The sequence below is a fragment of the Paraglaciecola sp. L1A13 genome, assembly GCF_009796745.1.
Lineage (GTDB): Bacteria > Pseudomonadota > Gammaproteobacteria > Enterobacterales > Alteromonadaceae > Paraglaciecola.
The window spans coordinates 4,912,784-4,930,356 of record NZ_CP047024.1 but is presented as its reverse complement, the minus strand read 5'-3'; the positions used below and the strand labels follow the sequence as shown (position 1 = coordinate 4,930,356).

Annotated in this window: 17 protein-coding genes; 7 read left to right on the top strand and 10 right to left on the bottom strand. The window is 42.1% G+C overall.

Annotated features, from left to right (window positions below; translation table 11 throughout):
- Nucleotides 1-22: 22 nt before the first annotated feature.
- The 6 genes from GQR89_RS21065 to GQR89_RS21040 form a co-directional block, all read right to left on the bottom strand.
- Nucleotides 23-202 (bottom strand): hypothetical protein, encoded by a 180-nt coding sequence (locus GQR89_RS21065; RefSeq protein ID WP_158772045.1) that lies wholly within the window; start codon nucleotides 200-202, stop codon nucleotides 23-25.
- 24 nt (nucleotides 203-226) lie between these two features.
- Nucleotides 227-679 (bottom strand): hypothetical protein, encoded by a 453-nt coding sequence (locus GQR89_RS21060; RefSeq protein WP_158772044.1) that lies wholly within the window; start codon nucleotides 677-679, stop codon nucleotides 227-229.
- Between the two features lie 163 nt (nucleotides 680-842).
- Nucleotides 843-1,610 (bottom strand): class I SAM-dependent methyltransferase, encoded by a 768-nt coding sequence (locus GQR89_RS21055; protein ID WP_158772043.1) that lies wholly within the window; start codon nucleotides 1,608-1,610, stop codon nucleotides 843-845.
- A gap of 130 nt (nucleotides 1,611-1,740) precedes the next feature.
- A complete protein-coding gene (locus tag GQR89_RS21050; RefSeq protein ID WP_158772042.1) occupies nucleotides 1,741-3,036 on the bottom strand; it encodes an amidohydrolase family protein in 1,296 nt (431 codons plus the stop codon).
- Between the two features lie 170 nt (nucleotides 3,037-3,206).
- Entirely contained in the window at nucleotides 3,207-3,731 is a 525-nt protein-coding gene (locus GQR89_RS21045; protein WP_158772041.1) for a DUF1285 domain-containing protein, read from the bottom strand.
- Nucleotides 3,732-3,743: 12 nt separating this feature from the next.
- Nucleotides 3,744-4,586, bottom strand: a complete 843-nt coding sequence (locus tag GQR89_RS21040; RefSeq protein ID WP_158772040.1) for a DUF3014 domain-containing protein — start codon at nucleotides 4,584-4,586, stop codon at nucleotides 3,744-3,746.
- Nucleotides 4,587-4,896: 310 nt separating this feature from the next.
- Here GQR89_RS21040 and GQR89_RS21035 point away from each other — a divergent pair, with 310 nt between their 5' ends.
- Nucleotides 4,897-6,135 carry a sterol desaturase family protein gene (locus tag GQR89_RS21035; RefSeq protein WP_158772039.1) on the top strand — a complete coding sequence of 413 codons (1,239 nt, stop codon included), beginning with the start codon at nucleotides 4,897-4,899 and terminating at the stop codon, nucleotides 6,133-6,135.
- A gap of 88 nt (nucleotides 6,136-6,223) precedes the next feature.
- Nucleotides 6,224-6,532, top strand: coding sequence for a DUF6482 family protein (locus GQR89_RS21030; protein WP_158772038.1), 309 nt, complete (start codon nucleotides 6,224-6,226; stop codon nucleotides 6,530-6,532).
- A gap of 15 nt (nucleotides 6,533-6,547) precedes the next feature.
- On the opposite strand, the gene GQR89_RS21650 is transcribed toward GQR89_RS21030, so the two are convergent.
- The 4 genes from GQR89_RS21650 to GQR89_RS21015 form a co-directional block, all read right to left on the bottom strand.
- Nucleotides 6,548-6,670: a hypothetical protein gene (locus GQR89_RS21650; RefSeq protein WP_255455655.1), complete on the bottom strand. Its 123-nt coding sequence runs from the start codon at nucleotides 6,668-6,670 to the stop codon at nucleotides 6,548-6,550.
- Nucleotides 6,671-6,800: 130 nt separating this feature from the next.
- The gene (locus GQR89_RS21025; protein ID WP_158772037.1) at nucleotides 6,801-7,925 is read right to left on the bottom strand and encodes an AI-2E family transporter; all 1,125 of its coding nucleotides are present in this window, start codon (nucleotides 7,923-7,925) and stop codon (nucleotides 6,801-6,803) included.
- Nucleotides 7,926-8,039: 114 nt separating this feature from the next.
- Complete coding sequence (locus GQR89_RS21020) at nucleotides 8,040-8,549, bottom strand: DUF6702 family protein (protein ID WP_158772036.1); 510 nt, start codon at nucleotides 8,547-8,549, stop codon at nucleotides 8,040-8,042.
- Between the two features lie 2 nt (nucleotides 8,550-8,551).
- Nucleotides 8,552-11,008: a M1 family metallopeptidase gene (locus GQR89_RS21015; protein WP_158772035.1), complete on the bottom strand. Its 2,457-nt coding sequence runs from the start codon at nucleotides 11,006-11,008 to the stop codon at nucleotides 8,552-8,554.
- 281 nt (nucleotides 11,009-11,289) lie between these two features.
- On the opposite strand from GQR89_RS21015, the gene proB reads away from it, so the two are divergent.
- The 5 genes from proB (at nucleotide 11,290) to GQR89_RS20990 (ending at nucleotide 17,535) form a co-directional block, all read left to right on the top strand.
- Nucleotides 11,290-12,387 carry a glutamate 5-kinase gene (gene proB, locus GQR89_RS21010; protein WP_158772034.1) on the top strand — a complete coding sequence of 366 codons (1,098 nt, stop codon included), beginning with the start codon at nucleotides 11,290-11,292 and terminating at the stop codon, nucleotides 12,385-12,387.
- An 80-nt stretch (nucleotides 12,388-12,467) separates the two neighbouring features.
- The gene (locus GQR89_RS21005; protein ID WP_158772033.1) at nucleotides 12,468-13,718 is read left to right on the top strand and encodes a glutamate-5-semialdehyde dehydrogenase; all 1,251 of its coding nucleotides are present in this window, start codon (nucleotides 12,468-12,470) and stop codon (nucleotides 13,716-13,718) included.
- Nucleotides 13,719-14,160: 442 nt separating this feature from the next.
- A complete protein-coding gene (locus tag GQR89_RS21000) occupies nucleotides 14,161-15,453 on the top strand; it encodes an NAD(P)/FAD-dependent oxidoreductase (protein ID WP_158772032.1) in 1,293 nt (430 codons plus the stop codon).
- A gap of 242 nt (nucleotides 15,454-15,695) precedes the next feature.
- Complete coding sequence (locus GQR89_RS20995) at nucleotides 15,696-16,973, top strand: nidogen-like domain-containing protein (RefSeq protein WP_158772031.1); 1,278 nt, start codon at nucleotides 15,696-15,698, stop codon at nucleotides 16,971-16,973.
- 64 nt (nucleotides 16,974-17,037) lie between these two features.
- Nucleotides 17,038-17,535 carry an invasion associated locus B family protein gene (locus tag GQR89_RS20990; RefSeq protein ID WP_158772030.1) on the top strand — a complete coding sequence of 166 codons (498 nt, stop codon included), beginning with the start codon at nucleotides 17,038-17,040 and terminating at the stop codon, nucleotides 17,533-17,535.
- Nucleotides 17,536-17,573 lie beyond the last annotated feature (38 nt).

Below are 17,573 nucleotides of genomic sequence, written 5' to 3'. Positions count from 1 at the left end.
GAATTTTGTATAAGCCACTGCACTAAACTGCAGCGGCTTGCAGTAACAGGTTCATCAATATGCGTTTACTTTGAGTGCACTCGCAATGTATCTCTTCGGCACAAACATTATGTTCTGCTAATAGTCGCCTGAGCACATCTACGCGTAGTTGAATGGGTAAAAATTGTTCTTGGTCGAGAGACCCCGCAGCATAATTTTGCATATTTCCCCCTGCTATATAAATTTACTAATGAATACAGTGTTCCTCTTTTACTTGCCCTTGCATAAATTGATGATGGAAACCTGCCCCCAATGCTAAAGACTTTATACAGTCAATAATACATCGCTGAAGTTGTGGCTGCTGATAGCTTATAACGAGCTCGGGCTTTAGCCTCTTTTGTGCTTGCTCATAAACAGCTAAGCTCAAGGTTTTCTGACCTAATTTGTGAAGAGTGTCAGCTAACAATACCGCTGTAGCGGTGAAGTCGACGATTTTTGTTGAGGTTTGTCGCTCTGCTTGAACCAGCACTATTTCTGCCGTTTCGTATGCACAGCCTAGAAACGGTAGAGCCTGTTGCCAAGCGCCTTGCTCTCGATAATACTGCCCATTATCTTGCGTTTCTCGAAGGTGAGTCTGAGCAGCCAGAGGATTGGTGGTTAACCATTGACGGTGGTTAGGACACAGAAAGTTATGTGACATATCGATTCTCTTATTGATTGCGTAAAATCAAGTTAACGCAAATGAGAATGATTATCAATTATTATTGTTAAGTTAATTAACCTTTCTTGATTAAAGCGGAATTAAAACACAAGAAAGGTTCTTATTTTAAAGTTAACTTATTGATTATAATTATATATTTAATTTAGTCAGGTTTTTTGAATTTAAATGTCCAGCGGTCAGTTTTGCCCGTTACACTCTTTTCGCCCACTTCGTATTTTAATTCATCACCTTCCCTGTAATGCAGATCACTGTAATCAACTAGTTCGAAACCAGCCTGTTGAATCTCCTGGATGGCCAGTACAGGATCGACTCTACGCCGATTTGCTGATGTTTCCGGTTCATTGTGCCGAGCTGTGTGATCCACTACCGCGTAAATCCCCCCTGGTTTGAGTGCGGCAAACGCCACTTCATTCATTTTACGTCGGCCTTGCTCGTTAAAATTATGGTAGTTTCGGAAGGTTAGCACCATATCTAGGTTAGTTACGCCCAAAGAACTCACGTCCATTGAATATAATCTGTCGCCTTCTTCACGCCACATTCGGGCGTCCTCTGCTAGCACTTTGGCTTTTTCAAAACCAGGCTCTTTGAGTAACTTGCTTGCTATGTTACTCGTACCTATAGCAGCGTAATATTGACCTTCTTCGGCTACTACAGGGGCGAGTATTTTTGTGTACCATCCTCCACCAGGCATAAGCTCAGCAATGTGCATGTTTGGTTGTAAACCAAAGAATGTTAGGGTTTCTAGAGGCATCCTATTCGCATCGCGAGCAGTATCGCTGGGCCCACGAATGTCGCTAGCCAAAGCGGCTTGAACATTCTCTTTTAAGTTATGGTGGGCCGCTAATGCAGAGCCTGACAAGAATAGACTTGCAGCAGTAAGTATAGTTAACGAATGGTATGCTAATTTCATGTGGCGCTCCAAAAAGTGATAGGTTTATTTTAAATAAAAATGGTTATCCAAAGAGGTGACCGAGTCGTACACGTGAAGCTTTCAACTTTCATTTTGAAGCATCGGTAAACGCGGTCATCGATTAGAGGCGTTACGCCTCAGGGGTTTTATAAATTTGACCATTTTTCATTATAAAACTGACATGTTGCATGCGTTTAATATCATCCAGTGGGTTACCCTTTACCGCAACGAGATCGGCCAGTTTGCCAGCTTCTATCGTACCCAGCGTGTCAAGTTGCTCAATAAGAATAGCGCCGTGGTAAGTGGCTGCGCGTATTGCCTCAATGGGCTTCATACCGGCTTCTACCATTAATACAAATTCCAAGCCGTTATCACCATGAGCTGATACCCCTGAGTCGGTACCAAAGGCAATTTTCACTCCCGCTTCGTGCGCTCTAGATAAGGTTTGTAAAATTAATGGGCCAATGGTTGCGGCTTTAGGGCGAACGAGCTCGGGAAAGAACCCCTCTATTTTTGCTTTTTCAGCCACCCAATTACCCGCCATAACAGTCGGCACGTAATAGGTATTATGTTTTTTCATTAATTTAAACGTTTGCTTGTCCATGTAGGTGCCATGCTCGATGGACGTTACGCCTGCTTTTATGGCTCGTTCCATCCCCTCTTTCCCGTGAGCATGCACAGCAACAGTCATACCGTAGTCTTTGGCCGTATCGACTATGGATTTTAGTTCATCGTCCATAAATTGGGGGTTTTGACCGCTCTTTGCGACTGATAATACGCCCCCTGTTGCTGTTATTTTTATTAAATCAGCACCATCCTTATAACGTTGACGAACCGCTTTTCGTGCTTCAGCTACGCCATTTATCACCCCTTCTTTTGGGCCCGGATCACCTTGAATGCGACTGGCTTGGCCATTAGTAGGATCGGCATGGCCACCTGTTGTGGCAATAGACTTAGCGGCAGTGAATATGCGAGGTCCGTCGATCACACCTTTGTTGATTGCATTGCGTAAAGCAATTGATTCGTTGTAACCATCACCTAGATTACGAATGGTGGTAAAGCCCGCCATTAGCGTTCTGTTCGCGTATTGAACACCTTTAATAGCGAAGTCAGCTTCGTTTAATGTAAAGCGCTCCATGTAACTTGCAGGCCCATTGAGCTGGGATGTAACGTGGGTATGCATATCCATAAGGCCTGGCATCAAGGTGTATTCTTGAAGATTAATGACCTTATCCTGCTCATTACCGGAGACAAAACCCTGTTTAATTTGACTAATTTTATTGTCATCGATCACAACGGTCACCTTACTCAGCACATCGTTAGAATTCGCTGGGATAAGTTTGCCTGCTTGAATGTAGGTGGCTGCTAATGAATTGGCACAGATAAGCGAGGCAGCAAAGGCTGCGCTGGCAATGGAAACACGCATAATATTATTCTCGTTCTAGCTAGTGATTGTCCAGACTAGGGGAAATCCTGCAATAGGTCAAAGTGCTAATGACAGGTGATAGAAGTCTATATGTTTGCTGCGTAAATAATTAGCAACACGATAATTTTGATAAATAATTATTAGACGTGTACCGCAGACAAATGGCTAGGCTAAAGGTGGCCTAAGCAAAATCTGTAGTCACCACTAGAGATATATAATGCGTTACCTTCTTGTTCGGCTTGCGCTATCAGTTGGTAGTAAACATTCTGATGTAGTCGAGCCCATAAATTGCGCCGAATATTAATATAGGGCAAATCGAGCTGATTTTTACTGTCTTCTTTAAGCTCAACGGGGTGCTCGGCGCTGACGATGATTTGTTCTTCGGTTTGCGTAGTGAAAACCAGTAAGTCGTCTTGCCTATCCCACTGAGTGATTACGTAGGGTACATCTTCGACAGTTATTCCAAGCTTCTCGACAGGCGTAACTAAATAATATTTATCATCTACTTTTTTTAACACGCTGGCGAAAAGCTTTACGAGGGCCTTGCGACCAATAGGTGTGCCCATGTAAAACCAACTACCATCGTGTTTTATGACTAAATCCATGTCACCACAAAAATCTGGGTCCCATTTATCGACAGGTGGCAGCTTACCTTGTTGATCACCAAGTTGTTTTTGTAGTGTGGCTAAGTCCATGGGCTATGCTTCTTATTCTTGTGCCGCAGAAATAGCGGTTTTCAATTCACGTAATTTGGCTTTGATACGACGCATATTTTCAGGACCGGTACGTAATAGCTGTTTTTGCGGAGCAGCAAGCGCTTCAAGGCGTTCATCTTTGAATTTGAACATCACGCTATTAGTATAAACTTCTACTGGTACTGGTACTTCAGGTGTATCGAGTAATAGGTCGATGGCGTCTAAAAGCGTTTCATCAAAATCTTGGCCTGGGCTGCTAATTTCAGCAAAAATTTTGTTAATCGCAGGTTTATACTCTTCGTATAACAGCTCAAGAGATTGGGGATCAAGCGATTCAAGTACATCCACGTATGGCGTATAACGTTTGTAACTAGCTGGATCTATCCACTCCTTTTCCGCTTGTTGGAACGTACGGAATGATTGCTCTGGTGCTTTAAGAACTTGATGATTTGCTGGTAGTTCGTCGTCAGCCAAGTTATTAGTCATAATCACGAAACGTTGTAATAAGTCGTTATTAACCAATAAACGCGCAAGCTCACCGTAGTCTGACAATTTAAGCAATTCTGTTTTTACTGCAGCATCGCTGGTATCCAATGGTTCAGGTGAAGGCTCAGGGATTGGTTCAGGTTCAATTTGTTGATCGATTTCAGGCTCAAGAATTGGTTCGGGTTCGACTTCAGGCTCAGGGATAGGCTCAACTTCAGGCAATGTCGTTACCGGTACTTCAATTGGCGCAACAGGTTCGTCAGGTTTTTGTGCAGGCCAAAATAATACAGTACCAACAATGACAATCAGCACAACAGCTATGATTAAGTAAGGGGCTAATGACTTACTTTTAACGTCTTCTTCACTCATAAAAACTCCTTAAGGGGCAATAACTAGGCCTGAAAATATGGATGTCTAGACACAAGTTTAATGCATCAAAATTTTTAACTAATAGGTAGTAACTTATAGTGTTGTGATAAAAGATCAATCTATCAAGAGGGTTTTCTCCCTCAGAATCACAAAAATATTTGGACAATCAGGCTGCCGCAAAATTCAATCGAAGTATACAAGGAATGTATGAATATATAATAAATGTTAATAATATGTTGCCAGAGAGGGGCGGGCATCTTAATTTATCTTAGTTAATTGCCATATTTTGTTTGATTAAGGTTTTAGTTCAATGAGTTATATTATCTACGCGATCCCATTCTTCTTTTTGCTCATCGCAATGGAATTAGTTGCCGAATACGTTCGAAAAACTGATTACTATCGTACCAACGATGCCATTAATAGCCTTACTGCTGGCGTGTTAAGTCGTATGGTTGGGCTCCTAAAGGCATTGGTTCCCTTTGCCCTGTACATCACTTTGTATGATAATTTTGGACTGTTTTCTCTTGGTGAAAACATCTGGTTGGGGCTCGTTGCTTTTATATTATATGACTTTTGTTATTACTGGAATCATCGATTCGGACATGAAATGAGTATCTTGTGGGCTGCTCATGTGGTGCACCATTCGAGTGAAGAGTATAACCTGACGACTGCTTTGCGCCAGACCAGTGGTAGTTTTTTAAGTTGGATTTTTTATCTTCCTTTAGCCGTTTTAGGCATAGATCCTTTACTTTTATTAACGGTGGGATCGCTTAATCTCATCTATCAATTTTGGGTGCATACACAGCACATCGGCAAACTTGGTTGGTTAGAGTTGGTCTTTGTGACTCCGTCAAACCATCGAGCGCATCACGCACAAAATCAAATTTATATTGATCGTAATTATGGCGGCGTGTTTATTATTTGGGATCGTCTGTTTGGCTCATTCCAAGAGGAGCTAGACAACGAGCGGCCTATTTTTGGAATTCGTAAAGCATTGCACAGCTGGAATCCTATATTTGCCAATACGCACGTGTATCAACAACTTATAAAAGACAGCTGGCGTACACAGCGATGGGCAGACAAGCTTAGAGTTTGGTTTGGTAGAACAGGTTGGCGTCCAGCTGATATGGAACGAAATTATCCACTTAGTCGTGTAGATTTAACGCGTTTTGAAAAGTTTGAAATACCCTTAACAACGTTGCGTAAACTATACAGTTTATTGCAACATACCTTAACGACACTTGTTGGGTTACTCTTTTTACTCAACATCACTAATTTGGCGTTAAATCAACAATTGCTGATTATTGCTTGGGTAATAGGCGCCAGTGTATCGGTTGGGGAAATTTTAGCCTTGAAATTGATAGGCTGGTGGTTAGAAATAGCTAAGTACTTATTATTGACGACAGTCGTGATTACCCAACCTATTCCAGGGTGGTTAACAATAACTCTCACAATTTTTACTATATTGAGTGCGATAATGTGGCGGTCATTGAAAAAAGAGCATAACGAATTATCAAATGAAAAAGCGAATTTCGTGCCTACAAGCTGATCTAACACGCTGTTAAATAGGTAGGCATATTACAGATGTATCACTTCTGATTTATGCCAATAAATCAGGCGACATTTAAGGGGTTAAAATGATCATATATATGCTGCAAGATGTATTGGCAACTGAACCTAACATTGACATAGCTAGCGTGGAATCACACGAAATGAGCATTTACATCCTACGCTTAACCATTGCAGGTAAACAGGGAGTGGTATATGAAAAATCAACCCAACGACCCAAAGCGTTTAGGAGCCTTGAACAAGTACGTGCCATATTAAGTAGATGTAATGTTGCCAGAGCAGAGCTTATTCATCACAGTCCATTTGATGAAATGATTGGCAATCCTCAATCTAATAATAGTATGGTCTTGCCATTCTCAATTCGTTCTAGCGTGTAACAAACCACCACTGAACTAACGGTTTTCAATGGTGTTGTGTACAAACAAATAAGCGTAATAACAACATAATGCGACGATAGTAATAATGCCTAAAATTGAGCCCCAAGCAACTGGGTCGCTTAATATAAGTGCCATCATGATCGATTTCCTCTGAGTTAGTTTGTTACAACTATGCTAGCGAAAATCACTATGTAAAAATTGATCTACATCAATAATTAAGTCTATGTAGGCTGGTTTGGATTTGCCATACGCCCTTCATCAAATAACGTTAAGCTTCAATAATTTTTAACCAATGAGTCCATATATTGAGCTGATCTAATGCCAGTTTAATACACACCAAAAGTGGTACCGCTAATAACACACCTACTGCGCCCCACAACCAACCCCAAACCAATAACCACAATACCACTATAAGTGGATTTAACTGCATATTGCGGCCTAGCACTGTGGGCGTAATGAACTGGGACTCAACTAAATTTAATAAAAAATAAACGCCTGGTGGTATTAGTGCCGTGAGCTGTACACCAAATTGAACTAAGCCAGCTAAAGTCAATATTGTGGCACCAATTAAAGAACCCACATAAGGAATAAAGTTGAGCATACCTGCCAAGACGCCCCATAATAATGCATCTTCGATTCCGATGAAATATAGGGTTAACGCGGTACTCAATCCAAGTCCAGCATTGATAATACTTACGGTGACAATATAACGAGACAGTTCTTTTTGAATTGTAGCAACTAAGTTACGGACCTGCCCTTTGTCAGTAATTTTTGGGAAGTATTGAATAAACGCCTCGAATAAGGAGGGGCCAAAAATGAGTAGAAATAGTGTTAATATAATGCCTGTCGCCAGTTGCGCTAAAATCATAGGGGTAGTGGCAAGCATGGATATCATCAATTCCATACCTCCTTGCTTGATACGCTGCGTTACGGTGTTTTCTGCACTAGGTTCGGCTTTCGCTACGGAAGGTTTTTCGTCGAATAATCCGAAAAAACTAAAGCTTTCGTTATCTTTAGTTTGCACTTCAGTGGGTTTATTTTTGCCGTCCATTGCATCACTTAACGAATCAATCTGTTCTGTAAGATGCTGGGTTAATTCAGGTACAAGCTTGGCCCATTTTTGGGCTGGTTCAGCTAATTCGCTGGCTAAAAAAGTAAAAGGTGCGATTAAGGTACTGACCAATAAAAATGCAGAAATTGTGCGTGGCACATGAGCACGCTGTAACGCACCGACCAAAGGGCTGAGCATAAGTGCAATAAGCGACGTCACGACCACTGGCAGTAATAATGTCTGTGCGAAGTACAAAGTGTATAACACACCAAGTGCTAACAGCCACAAAACTGGCTCTGTTCGCTTGGCTTTTAGTGGAGCATCTTCGGGGAATGGGTGCATTAAAGTCTCGTCGTTATTCGTTCAGCGGCCAATAGCATACATTGGGAAATCAGCGCAGAATAGAAATAAAAATGCTCGACCTGTAATAGCCGAGCATCTAACAATTAATTTACCTTAATGATGTTCAAATTCGACTTTTAATAGCTCTATTGAATCCCTAAAAGTCAGGGTTTGAATATCACCCTTACCTTCCACATTGATGGTGTTAATTTGGCTTGGCCATAAATCTCGTAGGGCGTTATGACTGATCACTAAATTATCGAGTTTAGCAGGTTGTTTTGTTTCCTGATAAACCCAGAAAAAATTACCGTCTACTTCGAATCCTGCCGTTTTTAATGCAATGGGCTGTCCATCTTCTCTGGCCATTGTGAAACGTTCACTGACGTAATCACTAAATTGCTGCTGAGTTTTCGCTGAATCGATGATATCGGCGTTTTTGCCAAAAATATGCCGTACTGCATGTTCGGCGTCATGCAGGTTAAACCTATGCATAACTTCTATATTTTCAGTGCGGGGATTAAAAAGTACTGTACTGATAGCGGTTTTCTGTTGATGAGAAAACGCTGAGCTTGCGACTAATAAAAGCAGCAAGCCAGCAAAAGCACGGGTCATAAAATTAATCATGCCTAGTCGTTGTTCTCATCTTCGTCATCATCTGAGCTTTTTATCTCAGTTTTGATGTCTTGCATAATATCTCGAGAGACCTTCTTAGTGCTCTTCTTCGCTTTATAAGCTTCGATGCGCGATGGAATGATCTTACGTGGATAATCGTTATTGCTAACGTCAACATCAGCCGTTTCCCAGCGAGGATCAACTGATACACTGACCAATTCCTGGTCTTTATCGGTCACGATTAATTTGCTAACGGCTTTGGGGGTACGACGCCATATTTCAGCAGGAATATATTGGTTTTGCGTACTACCATCTGCAAATGTTAGCTGCAATATAATCGGCATGACTAGACCGCCTTTATTTGAAAAATCAAGAACATAGTAGTTCTTATCTTCTTTAACTGCGCGTTCAAATACAGTGCGTTCCCAAGGTTCTAGGTCTTTCAAGAATTTGTTGTATTTATTACGCTCTTTGTTGGTCACGGTGAAGCGGTCGTTTTCGTCATAGAAGTCAGTGATATCAGAGAAGCGATTCACCCATAATTCTTTGCCTTCAGCTTTATTGCGCTCCTCAGTTAATGACAATGGCTTGTCTAACTCTTCTTGGCGCTGGCGATCAAAGTCAATATCGGGGTTTTTCGTGTCTAAGCGAAGTTTAGAAATCTTATCTAAAGAGATATCAACATGATCTGTTGTGTAAAACCAACCACGCCAGAACCAATCTAAATCGACACCACTGGCTTCTTCCATCGTACGGAAAAAGTCAGACGGGGTGGGGCGTTTAAACATCCAGCGCTGGGCATATTCTTTAAAGGCAAAGTCAAATAACTCACGACCCAAGATGGTTTCGCGCAAAATATTAAGTGCAACTGCTGGTTTGGTATAGGCATTTGGACCAAGATGTAAAACACTGTCAGATTGGGTCATGACAGGCACCTGTGACGACGACTTCATGTAGCCTACAACGTCACGAGGCTCAACACCCCAAGGAATAGTTGGATCCCATTCACGGCCGGCAACGCCGTCTAAGAAGCTGTTTAAGCCTTCATCCATCCAAGACCATTGACGCTCATCCGAGTTAACGATCATGGGGAAATAGTTATGCCCAACCTCGTGAATAACGACACCAATCAAGAAACGTTTTTCTGCTTGAGAATAGGTACGACTACCATCGTCTTGTAATTCAGTACGAGGACCATTAAACGAAATCATGGGATATTCCATACCGCCAACTGGGCCATTAACTGATTGGGCAGTAGGGTATGGATAGTCGAACGAGAAGCGAGAATATACGTCTAGGGTATGTACTACCGACTCGGTAGAATACTTTTTCCATAAGTCCCCACCTTCTTTCGGGTAGAACGACATAGCCATAACCAAGTCTTGGTTCGCCCCTTTTTGCTTATGACCTTTGGCATCCCACATAAATTTACGTGATGAAGCCCAAGCAAAGTCTCGCACATTTTTGGCACTGAACTTCCAAGTCTTTTCTTTGTTAGTCGCTTCTATTTCGTTATCTAATGCTTCGTCGGCGGTTACTACAAATACAGGACGTTTGGCGTTTTCTGCTTCTTTTAAGCGTTTACGCTGAGTAGAAGTAAGTACTTGCTTCGGATTCTGTAGCTCACCTGTTGAACTAACAATATGATCCGCGGGTACCGTCATTTCAACATCGTAGTTACCGAACTCTAAAGTAAACTCACCACGACCAATAAACTCTTTGTTAGTCCAAGCTTCGTAATCGGTATAAGCGTGCAAGCGTGGGAACCATTGTGCTAGCAAGAAAATATCGTTGCCACCTTCACGCTCATCATCCGGAAAGTGCTCATAACCCGAACGGGCAGAAACGGCATCTTCTTCAACGATGTTATATGCGTAATCGATAGCAAATTCTACTGACTGACCAGGCGTTAATGGCTTGGCTAAATCAATCCGCATATTCGTACCTACAATGACGTGATGAAGCTTGTTGCCTGATTTATCAACGACCTTCTGTATGTCATAGCCTAACTCATGATCAGCAACAAATTGATCGCGACGAAGAGCAGCTAAACTTAATTGAGCGGGTTTACTGCCACTCGCGCCTTGAGTTGCGGGGCCACGTGCACCAATGCCACCAAAAGTCGTCGTCATGGCTGACATAGAGTCATTTCTGAATTTATTTTGATCTAATTGTAGCCACAAATACTTAAGTGTATCTGGAGAGTTGTTATTGTAGGTAATGGATTCACTGGCATCTAAACGATGTTTTTCTTCGTTTAAATGAACTTTAATTTTGTAATCAACTTTCTGTTGCCAGTATTGGTGACCTGGCTGACCGGCCGCATTTCTATATACGTTAGGTGTTGGAAGCGATTCGTCGAGTTGGCGAAACTTGTCTTTAAAGTCGCCTTTGGTTTGCTCGATTGCAGCATTTGCTGCATTAATTGATAGCAGCGATAGTAGCGCTGTAGTGATTATTTTATTAAACATCTTATTCCCTGGCATTTTAGTACGAACTGCATTGAATTAATTATTATTTGTCAGCGCTACTCGGCATAATATTATAAATAGGCAATAAGATCTCGCTGTGGGAGTATTTACTCTGCGTCAGATTGTAAGGAAATTGTACAGCTCGGTGAACTTACGTTTTTACCCTCTCCACTTCGTTCGATATATTTTGTATTCAAAAGACCATAGCTTATAACGACTAAAGCTTGTATCTAAGCGGGTTTATCGTAATCTAATAGGATATTAACTAGGTAGGATTTTACATGTCATCGCTTTCGTGGCAACGGGCCGTAATTAAAGTCGGTAGTGCCCTAATAGCCCCTGATGGCAAAGGGTGTAGCAGTCAATATCTGCTGCCCATTGCACAATTTATATGTAACAGCCGTGCGCAAGGTAAAGAAGTCATTTTGGTCTCTTCAGGCAGTGTTGCCGCTGGGCGTAATAAAATAGCCTTTAAGCATCATCCATCGATTGCCGAGAAGCAAGCTATGGCTGCTATTGGGCAAACCCACATGATGGCCAATTGGGCTCGTTTGTTTGATTTTGACTGTGCGCAAATTTTGCTTACCGCCGATGATCTACACAACCGTACGCGCTATGTGAATATTAAAAATACTTTGCGAGAACTACTGCGTAACGGTGCTTTACCAATCGTAAACGAAAACGATACCGTAGCAATCAACGAATTAAAAGTAGGTGACAATGATAATCTTGCCGCTTATACCGCATTGGTTGCTCGAGCTGATACGTTAATTATTTGCTCGGATATTGATGGTTTATACAATGCTGATCCAAGACAGAATCCACAGGCGAAATTCATTCCGACTGTGCACGAAATTGATCAACAAATTCATGATTTAGCGGGCGGTGCTGGTACTAGTGTTGGGACTGGGGGTATGCGCACTAAAATTCAAGCAGCTGAAAAATGTGCAAAGAGCGGTATACAAACTCTGATAGTTAATGGCCGAAACCCTGACGTGTTTAAACAACTTGGGCAGGGTAAGCAGGCCGGAACGTTGTTTGTGCCAAGCAAAAATCGCGATAGTGCGCGCACGCAGTGGTTGCGCCATACTTTACGCTCGAAAGGCACACTGGTTATTGATGATGGTGCCGAGCAAGCATTGATGCGTAAAGGGGCTTCACTTCTTCCTTCAGGTATTACCAGTGTTTTGGGCGCGTTTAAAGCGGGTGAAGCGGTTGATATTCGCTATAAAGACCAGATAATAGCTAAGGGATTAACCTTATACAGCAACAGCGAATTGATACAGATTAAAGGTCTTCGCAGTGATAAAATAACCGAATTACTTGGCTATTCATCTGGTGAAGTCATTATACATCGTGATGACATGGTTTTACTTTAAGGTTTCTGGGTATCTGTCGACTGACGTTCAGCGATAGACTTCCGGTGAGATCCAATACGTTTTTTAAAAGGCTTATCAGAATGGAATTTTCAATCGCTCAAGCGGCAAAAGCAGCGCGCGTTGCTTCACGTCAAGTGGCTAAATTATCGTCTATAGAAAAAGAAACCCTATTAAAGGATATTGCTCAGCGCATGCTGGAGCAGACTGATGCGATCATCACTGCTAATAAGCAAGATTTAGCGGCAGGTCATGAGAGTAACCTAGATGACGCCATGCTGGATCGTTTGCTATTAACTCCCCAACGCATTCAAGGTATTGCTGAAGCGGTATTAAACATCGCTGCTCAAGCTGATCCCGTTGGCAGCATTGAACACCTGCAACAAATGCCCAGTGGTATTCAAGTGGGCAAAATGCGTATTCCTTTAGGGGTTATCGCGATGATTTACGAATCACGACCTAATGTGACCATTGACGCTGCGGCATTATGTCTTAAAGCAGGTAATGCAGTAGTATTGCGGGGAGGTAAAGAAGCTATTCACTCTAATTTGGCGTTGGCCGAATGTATAAGCTACGCTTTAGACAAAAATGGCATCGACCCTGCTGCCGTGGTTGTTGTGCCTAACCCTGACCGCGCAGTTATGAATGAACTGATGACCCTAAATCAAGATATTGATTTAATTATTCCCCGTGGTGGAGAGGGATTAATTCGCTTCGTTAGTGAAAACAGCCGTATTCCTGTTATTCAGCATTATAAGGGAGTGTGTCATCTATACGTGGACGATGCTGCCGATGAAGATAAGGCTCTCAATTTACTGAAAAATGGTAAAACTCAGCGCACAGGAGTATGTAATTCTCTAGAAACCTTGCTAGTCCATCAGGATATTGCCCCGACATTTATGCTAAAAGTTAGAGCCTTGTTTGATGAGTTCAACGTCAAAGTGCACGCCTGTGAACGCAGTATCGGTTATTTCGAGAATGCTGGTAAAGCGACAGTAGATGATTGGCATGCAGAATACTTAGCGATGGAAATCGCTGTGCGTATTGTAGACGATTTTGATGCGGCTATAGAGCATATTGAAACCTACAGTTCAGGGCACACCGAAGTCATTGCTACGCAAGACTTTAGCCGTGCTCAAGCTTTTATTCGTACGCTAAATTCTGCTGTTGTCATGGCCAATGCGTCTTCACGGTTCTCAGATGGTGGAGAACTAGGTTTAGGTGCTGAGATTGGTATTTCAACCAGTAAATTACATGCTTATGGCCCTATGGGCGCAGAATCACTGACGACTCAAAAGTTTATTGTTTTAGGTGACGGTGAAGTTCGCGCTTAATAACTTATAGATAAAGAAGCAAATATGCATAGGGCGCTGGAGTGCGCCCCATTCCTTTTGGAGTTCACTTTGTTCATCTTGTCAGCCGTTACACAGTTTTACTCTTTTCAAGCATTGGCGCGCTTACTCGATAGGTCTGACGTTCTCGTTAATACGCTGCTCTGTAATATTAATAGTATTATTTTCAGCGTCAAATCTGCGGTATTATTACTTGTCTCTTCTATTGTGTTTTTGTGCCTAAGAGACAATTTTAGTAAGCGCTTGCTAACCCGAAGCGTTAGTCTAGACCTATTGATAAGTTCAACCAATTTTCATCGATTAATCACAGCGCATTTATCTGTAATCCAATGCCAATTTTCAGCTGCTTTCTTCGCTCTTGTTGAGCCCTCAGCCAATGCCATATGTAAACCAAATTCTATCTCAACTTTAAAAGGTAATTATTATGAAACGAATAGTCGTTATAGGCGGCGGGGCGGGTGGTCTTGAGTTAGTTGCTCAACTGAGTCGTTATTGTCGTAAGCATGCTGATGTGGAGATGATTTTAGTCGACAAGGTAAGAACCCATGTTTGGAAACCCTTGTTGCATGAGGTTGCTGCGGGGATAATCGATAAAAACTCTGATGGAGTGGATTACCGTATTCACGCAAGTCGACTTAAATATGAATTTCAGCAAGGTACGTTAAAAGGTATCGATGAGCCGAATAAATCAATTGCATTAGATGCCCTGTATGACGAAGAGGGCGAATTGATATTGCCAGAGCGTAATATTGAATACGATATACTCGTGTTGGCCATTGGTAGCGTGAGCAACGACTTTGGTACGCCTGGGGTGAAAGACCACAGTTATTTCTTAGACTCTCTTGGTCAGGCTGAACGTTTTCATCGCGCTTTGCTGAATCAAATGCTTAGGGTGAATCAGCCAAATACCCAACAGTCTACCTTGCGCGTATCGATAGTGGGGGCAGGAGCAACGGGTACCGAGTTAGCCGCTCAGTTACATCATGTGGCTAACCTTTCTCGTGCCTATGGTATGCCGGCTATGTCGGCCCAGCGTTTAGAAATTTCTATTATCGAAGCAGGACCGCGTATGTTGCCTGCGCTGCCTGAGCGCATTGCCAATGCGGCGAAAAACGCCTTACAAAAAATCGGCGTGAAAATTTATGAAAATACCAAAGTCATTCGTGCTGAGAAAAACGGTTTTGTAACTGCTGATGATGAATTGATTGAAGCTGATTTAATGGTCTGGGCTGCTGGTGTTAAAGCCGCAAACTTGATTAAAGAGTTAGATATTTTCGAGACCAATCGCGCACAACAAGTGTTAGTTGACCCGCAGCTGAGAGCAAAAGGTCTACAAAATATTTATGTGCTGGGTGATTGCTGTGCATTCCAACAAGAAGATGGGACTTGGGTGCCACCGCGTGCCCAGTCGGCCCATCAAATGGCCTCGATTGTATATAAAAATGTAGTGAATCAGCTTCAAGGTAAAGAGCTAGAAGATTACAAATACAGCGATTACGGCTCTCTGGTGCATTTAAGTAAATACAGCACTGTTGGTAGTTTAATGGGCAATTTATCCAGCAGCAGTATGTTTGTTGAAGGTAAATTAGCGCGCTTGGTATATACCTCATTATATAGCATGCATCAATTTTCTGTGCATGGTTGGCTTAAAGCGGTGCTTATCATGCTAAGCAGAAGGGTCAGTAAATTTGTTGGGCCCAAACTTAAATTACATTAGTTATAGGCCTTTATTTTTGTCGTTGATACAGCAGAGTCATTTGGCTCTGCATGTCTATCAAGCATTCCAAAGTAAACTTACTTCACGTTAAATATTGTCAATTAAATTTACATTTCCTTAAACTTACTCCGCCTCGTTAATCATAACCAGTTGTATTTAAATGATATTATTTTTATGGCTTGATGTTTGCTTGGCTCGCGTGGAATTTAATTGCAACATCATTTATAAAAAGGATATTACAAATGTATGATTTAAAATATTTAATAAAGAAGGTGGCATTGTGCAGTATTATTGCATCTAGCTTTATCACTATGACCGCTAGCGCGAGTGTATTGTTAGAGGGTTGGACCGGCGCTGGTGAATCTGGGTTCGGCAACATTGCCTTGGACAAAAACGATGACAGCTCAAGTGCAGAGATTCTTTTCAGTAGTTTTGATGACTTAGGTTTTGACTCGGGTGTTAATTTTTTCAGCAACAGTCATGATTCTTTCTACGTAAATAACAACGGCAACATTAGTTTTAATGGTGCTATTAGTCAATTTACGCCAGATCCATTTCCTGCTACGAGTAACGCCATGATCGCACCTTTCTGGGGTGATGTGGATACACGTTGTACCGACTGCGGCGATGTCTTTATTGGTTCGCCTAATGCTGAAACCTTGGTTATTACTTGGGATAAAGTTGGCTTTTTCCCTTCCGATAACTCGCTCACAAATACCTTCCAATTAGTATTGATTGACCGTGCTGACACTGGTGCCGGTAATTTTGATGTGGAATTTCGCTATGAGGATATTAATTGGACTACGGGCGATGCGTCTGGCGGCAGTGATGGCCTAGGCGGCACTCCCGCACAAGCAGGCTATGACGCCGGCGATGGTGTTAACTTTTTTACTGTGCCTGGCTCCCAAACCGATGGAATTGTCAATTTAGACACGGCTGATAGTAATACCAGCACAGTAGGTATTTGGAAGTTCGCTATTCGTGACGGCCAGTTACCGGGCGACAACGCTGAAAATCCTATTTTGCCAGTGATTAACCCTGAAACGCCTACTGACTATAACTTTGAATTTGTCATCATAACCCCTGAAATACCTATCTTCATCGACCCAGATGTAGCCGTTGGTTATGACTATATCGTTAACAGTGGCCCTAACGTGCAATCAGTTATGTTACCCACTGGTTTTGGCGATGACGTTTATGACCTTTGGTTATGGGATGACGCTCTAGCCTCTTGGTATGACACTGATACAGATTTATTCGGCGGCGTTACTTTTGATTTTGGTACCGCAGTGGATCGTTTTCGTATTTTAGGTATTGAAACGTCTGAAATGGTTGATCCTACCGACGGAAGTGCATTTGTAACAGCATTGACCTTTGATTCTGCGGGTACAATAAACATCAATCAAAATGCTATTACTGAGTTTGTTGGTGGTACGCAAGCGGTTTCTGCTCCTGCAGGGCTAGGTATCTTCGCTCTATCTTTGTTGGTACTATTTCGCTCTAGAAAGCGTCGCGCTTAACGTTAGTTGAATAATAAAAAGAGGAGCGATTGCTCCTCTTTTTTTGCCTTTATGGAGTGATTTTATGCGGTTAATTTTTGCTGCTTTTACCTTTTTATTCTTTTTATCTGGCGTCACGCATGCTCAAAGTCAGCAAACGTTTGGTTCTTGGAGTTTGTTATGCGGCGATCAGGGTAATTGTTCTGTGAGTCAGCTGGTGGCTATGGACCCCGAAGGCAAAAAAGTGTTATTGGGTGCCAATGTTAATTTTTCTATGTCCAATAGCTTTCCAGTTTTAATGTTACGCATGCCACCCAATTTAAATAAAACCAGTGGTGTGGGGATCAAAATTGACGACAATAAAGCCATTCAAGTTGCTTTATCTCAATGTACAGCAGTGGCCTGTCAAAGCGTGATCAAGATAGATAAAACGTTATTTGCAGAATTGCGCGACGGTAAATTGGCAAAAGTGGCCTTTGCCTTAGAAAAAAGTAAACAACTTACCCTGCCCTTATCGCTAAATGGATTCGCAGAAGCGTATACAGCATTACTCGATTCACGAAAAACCTCTGAAGGACGTTAACTTTCTGCTATTTTGATCGGTATAGCCTATTACCGCCT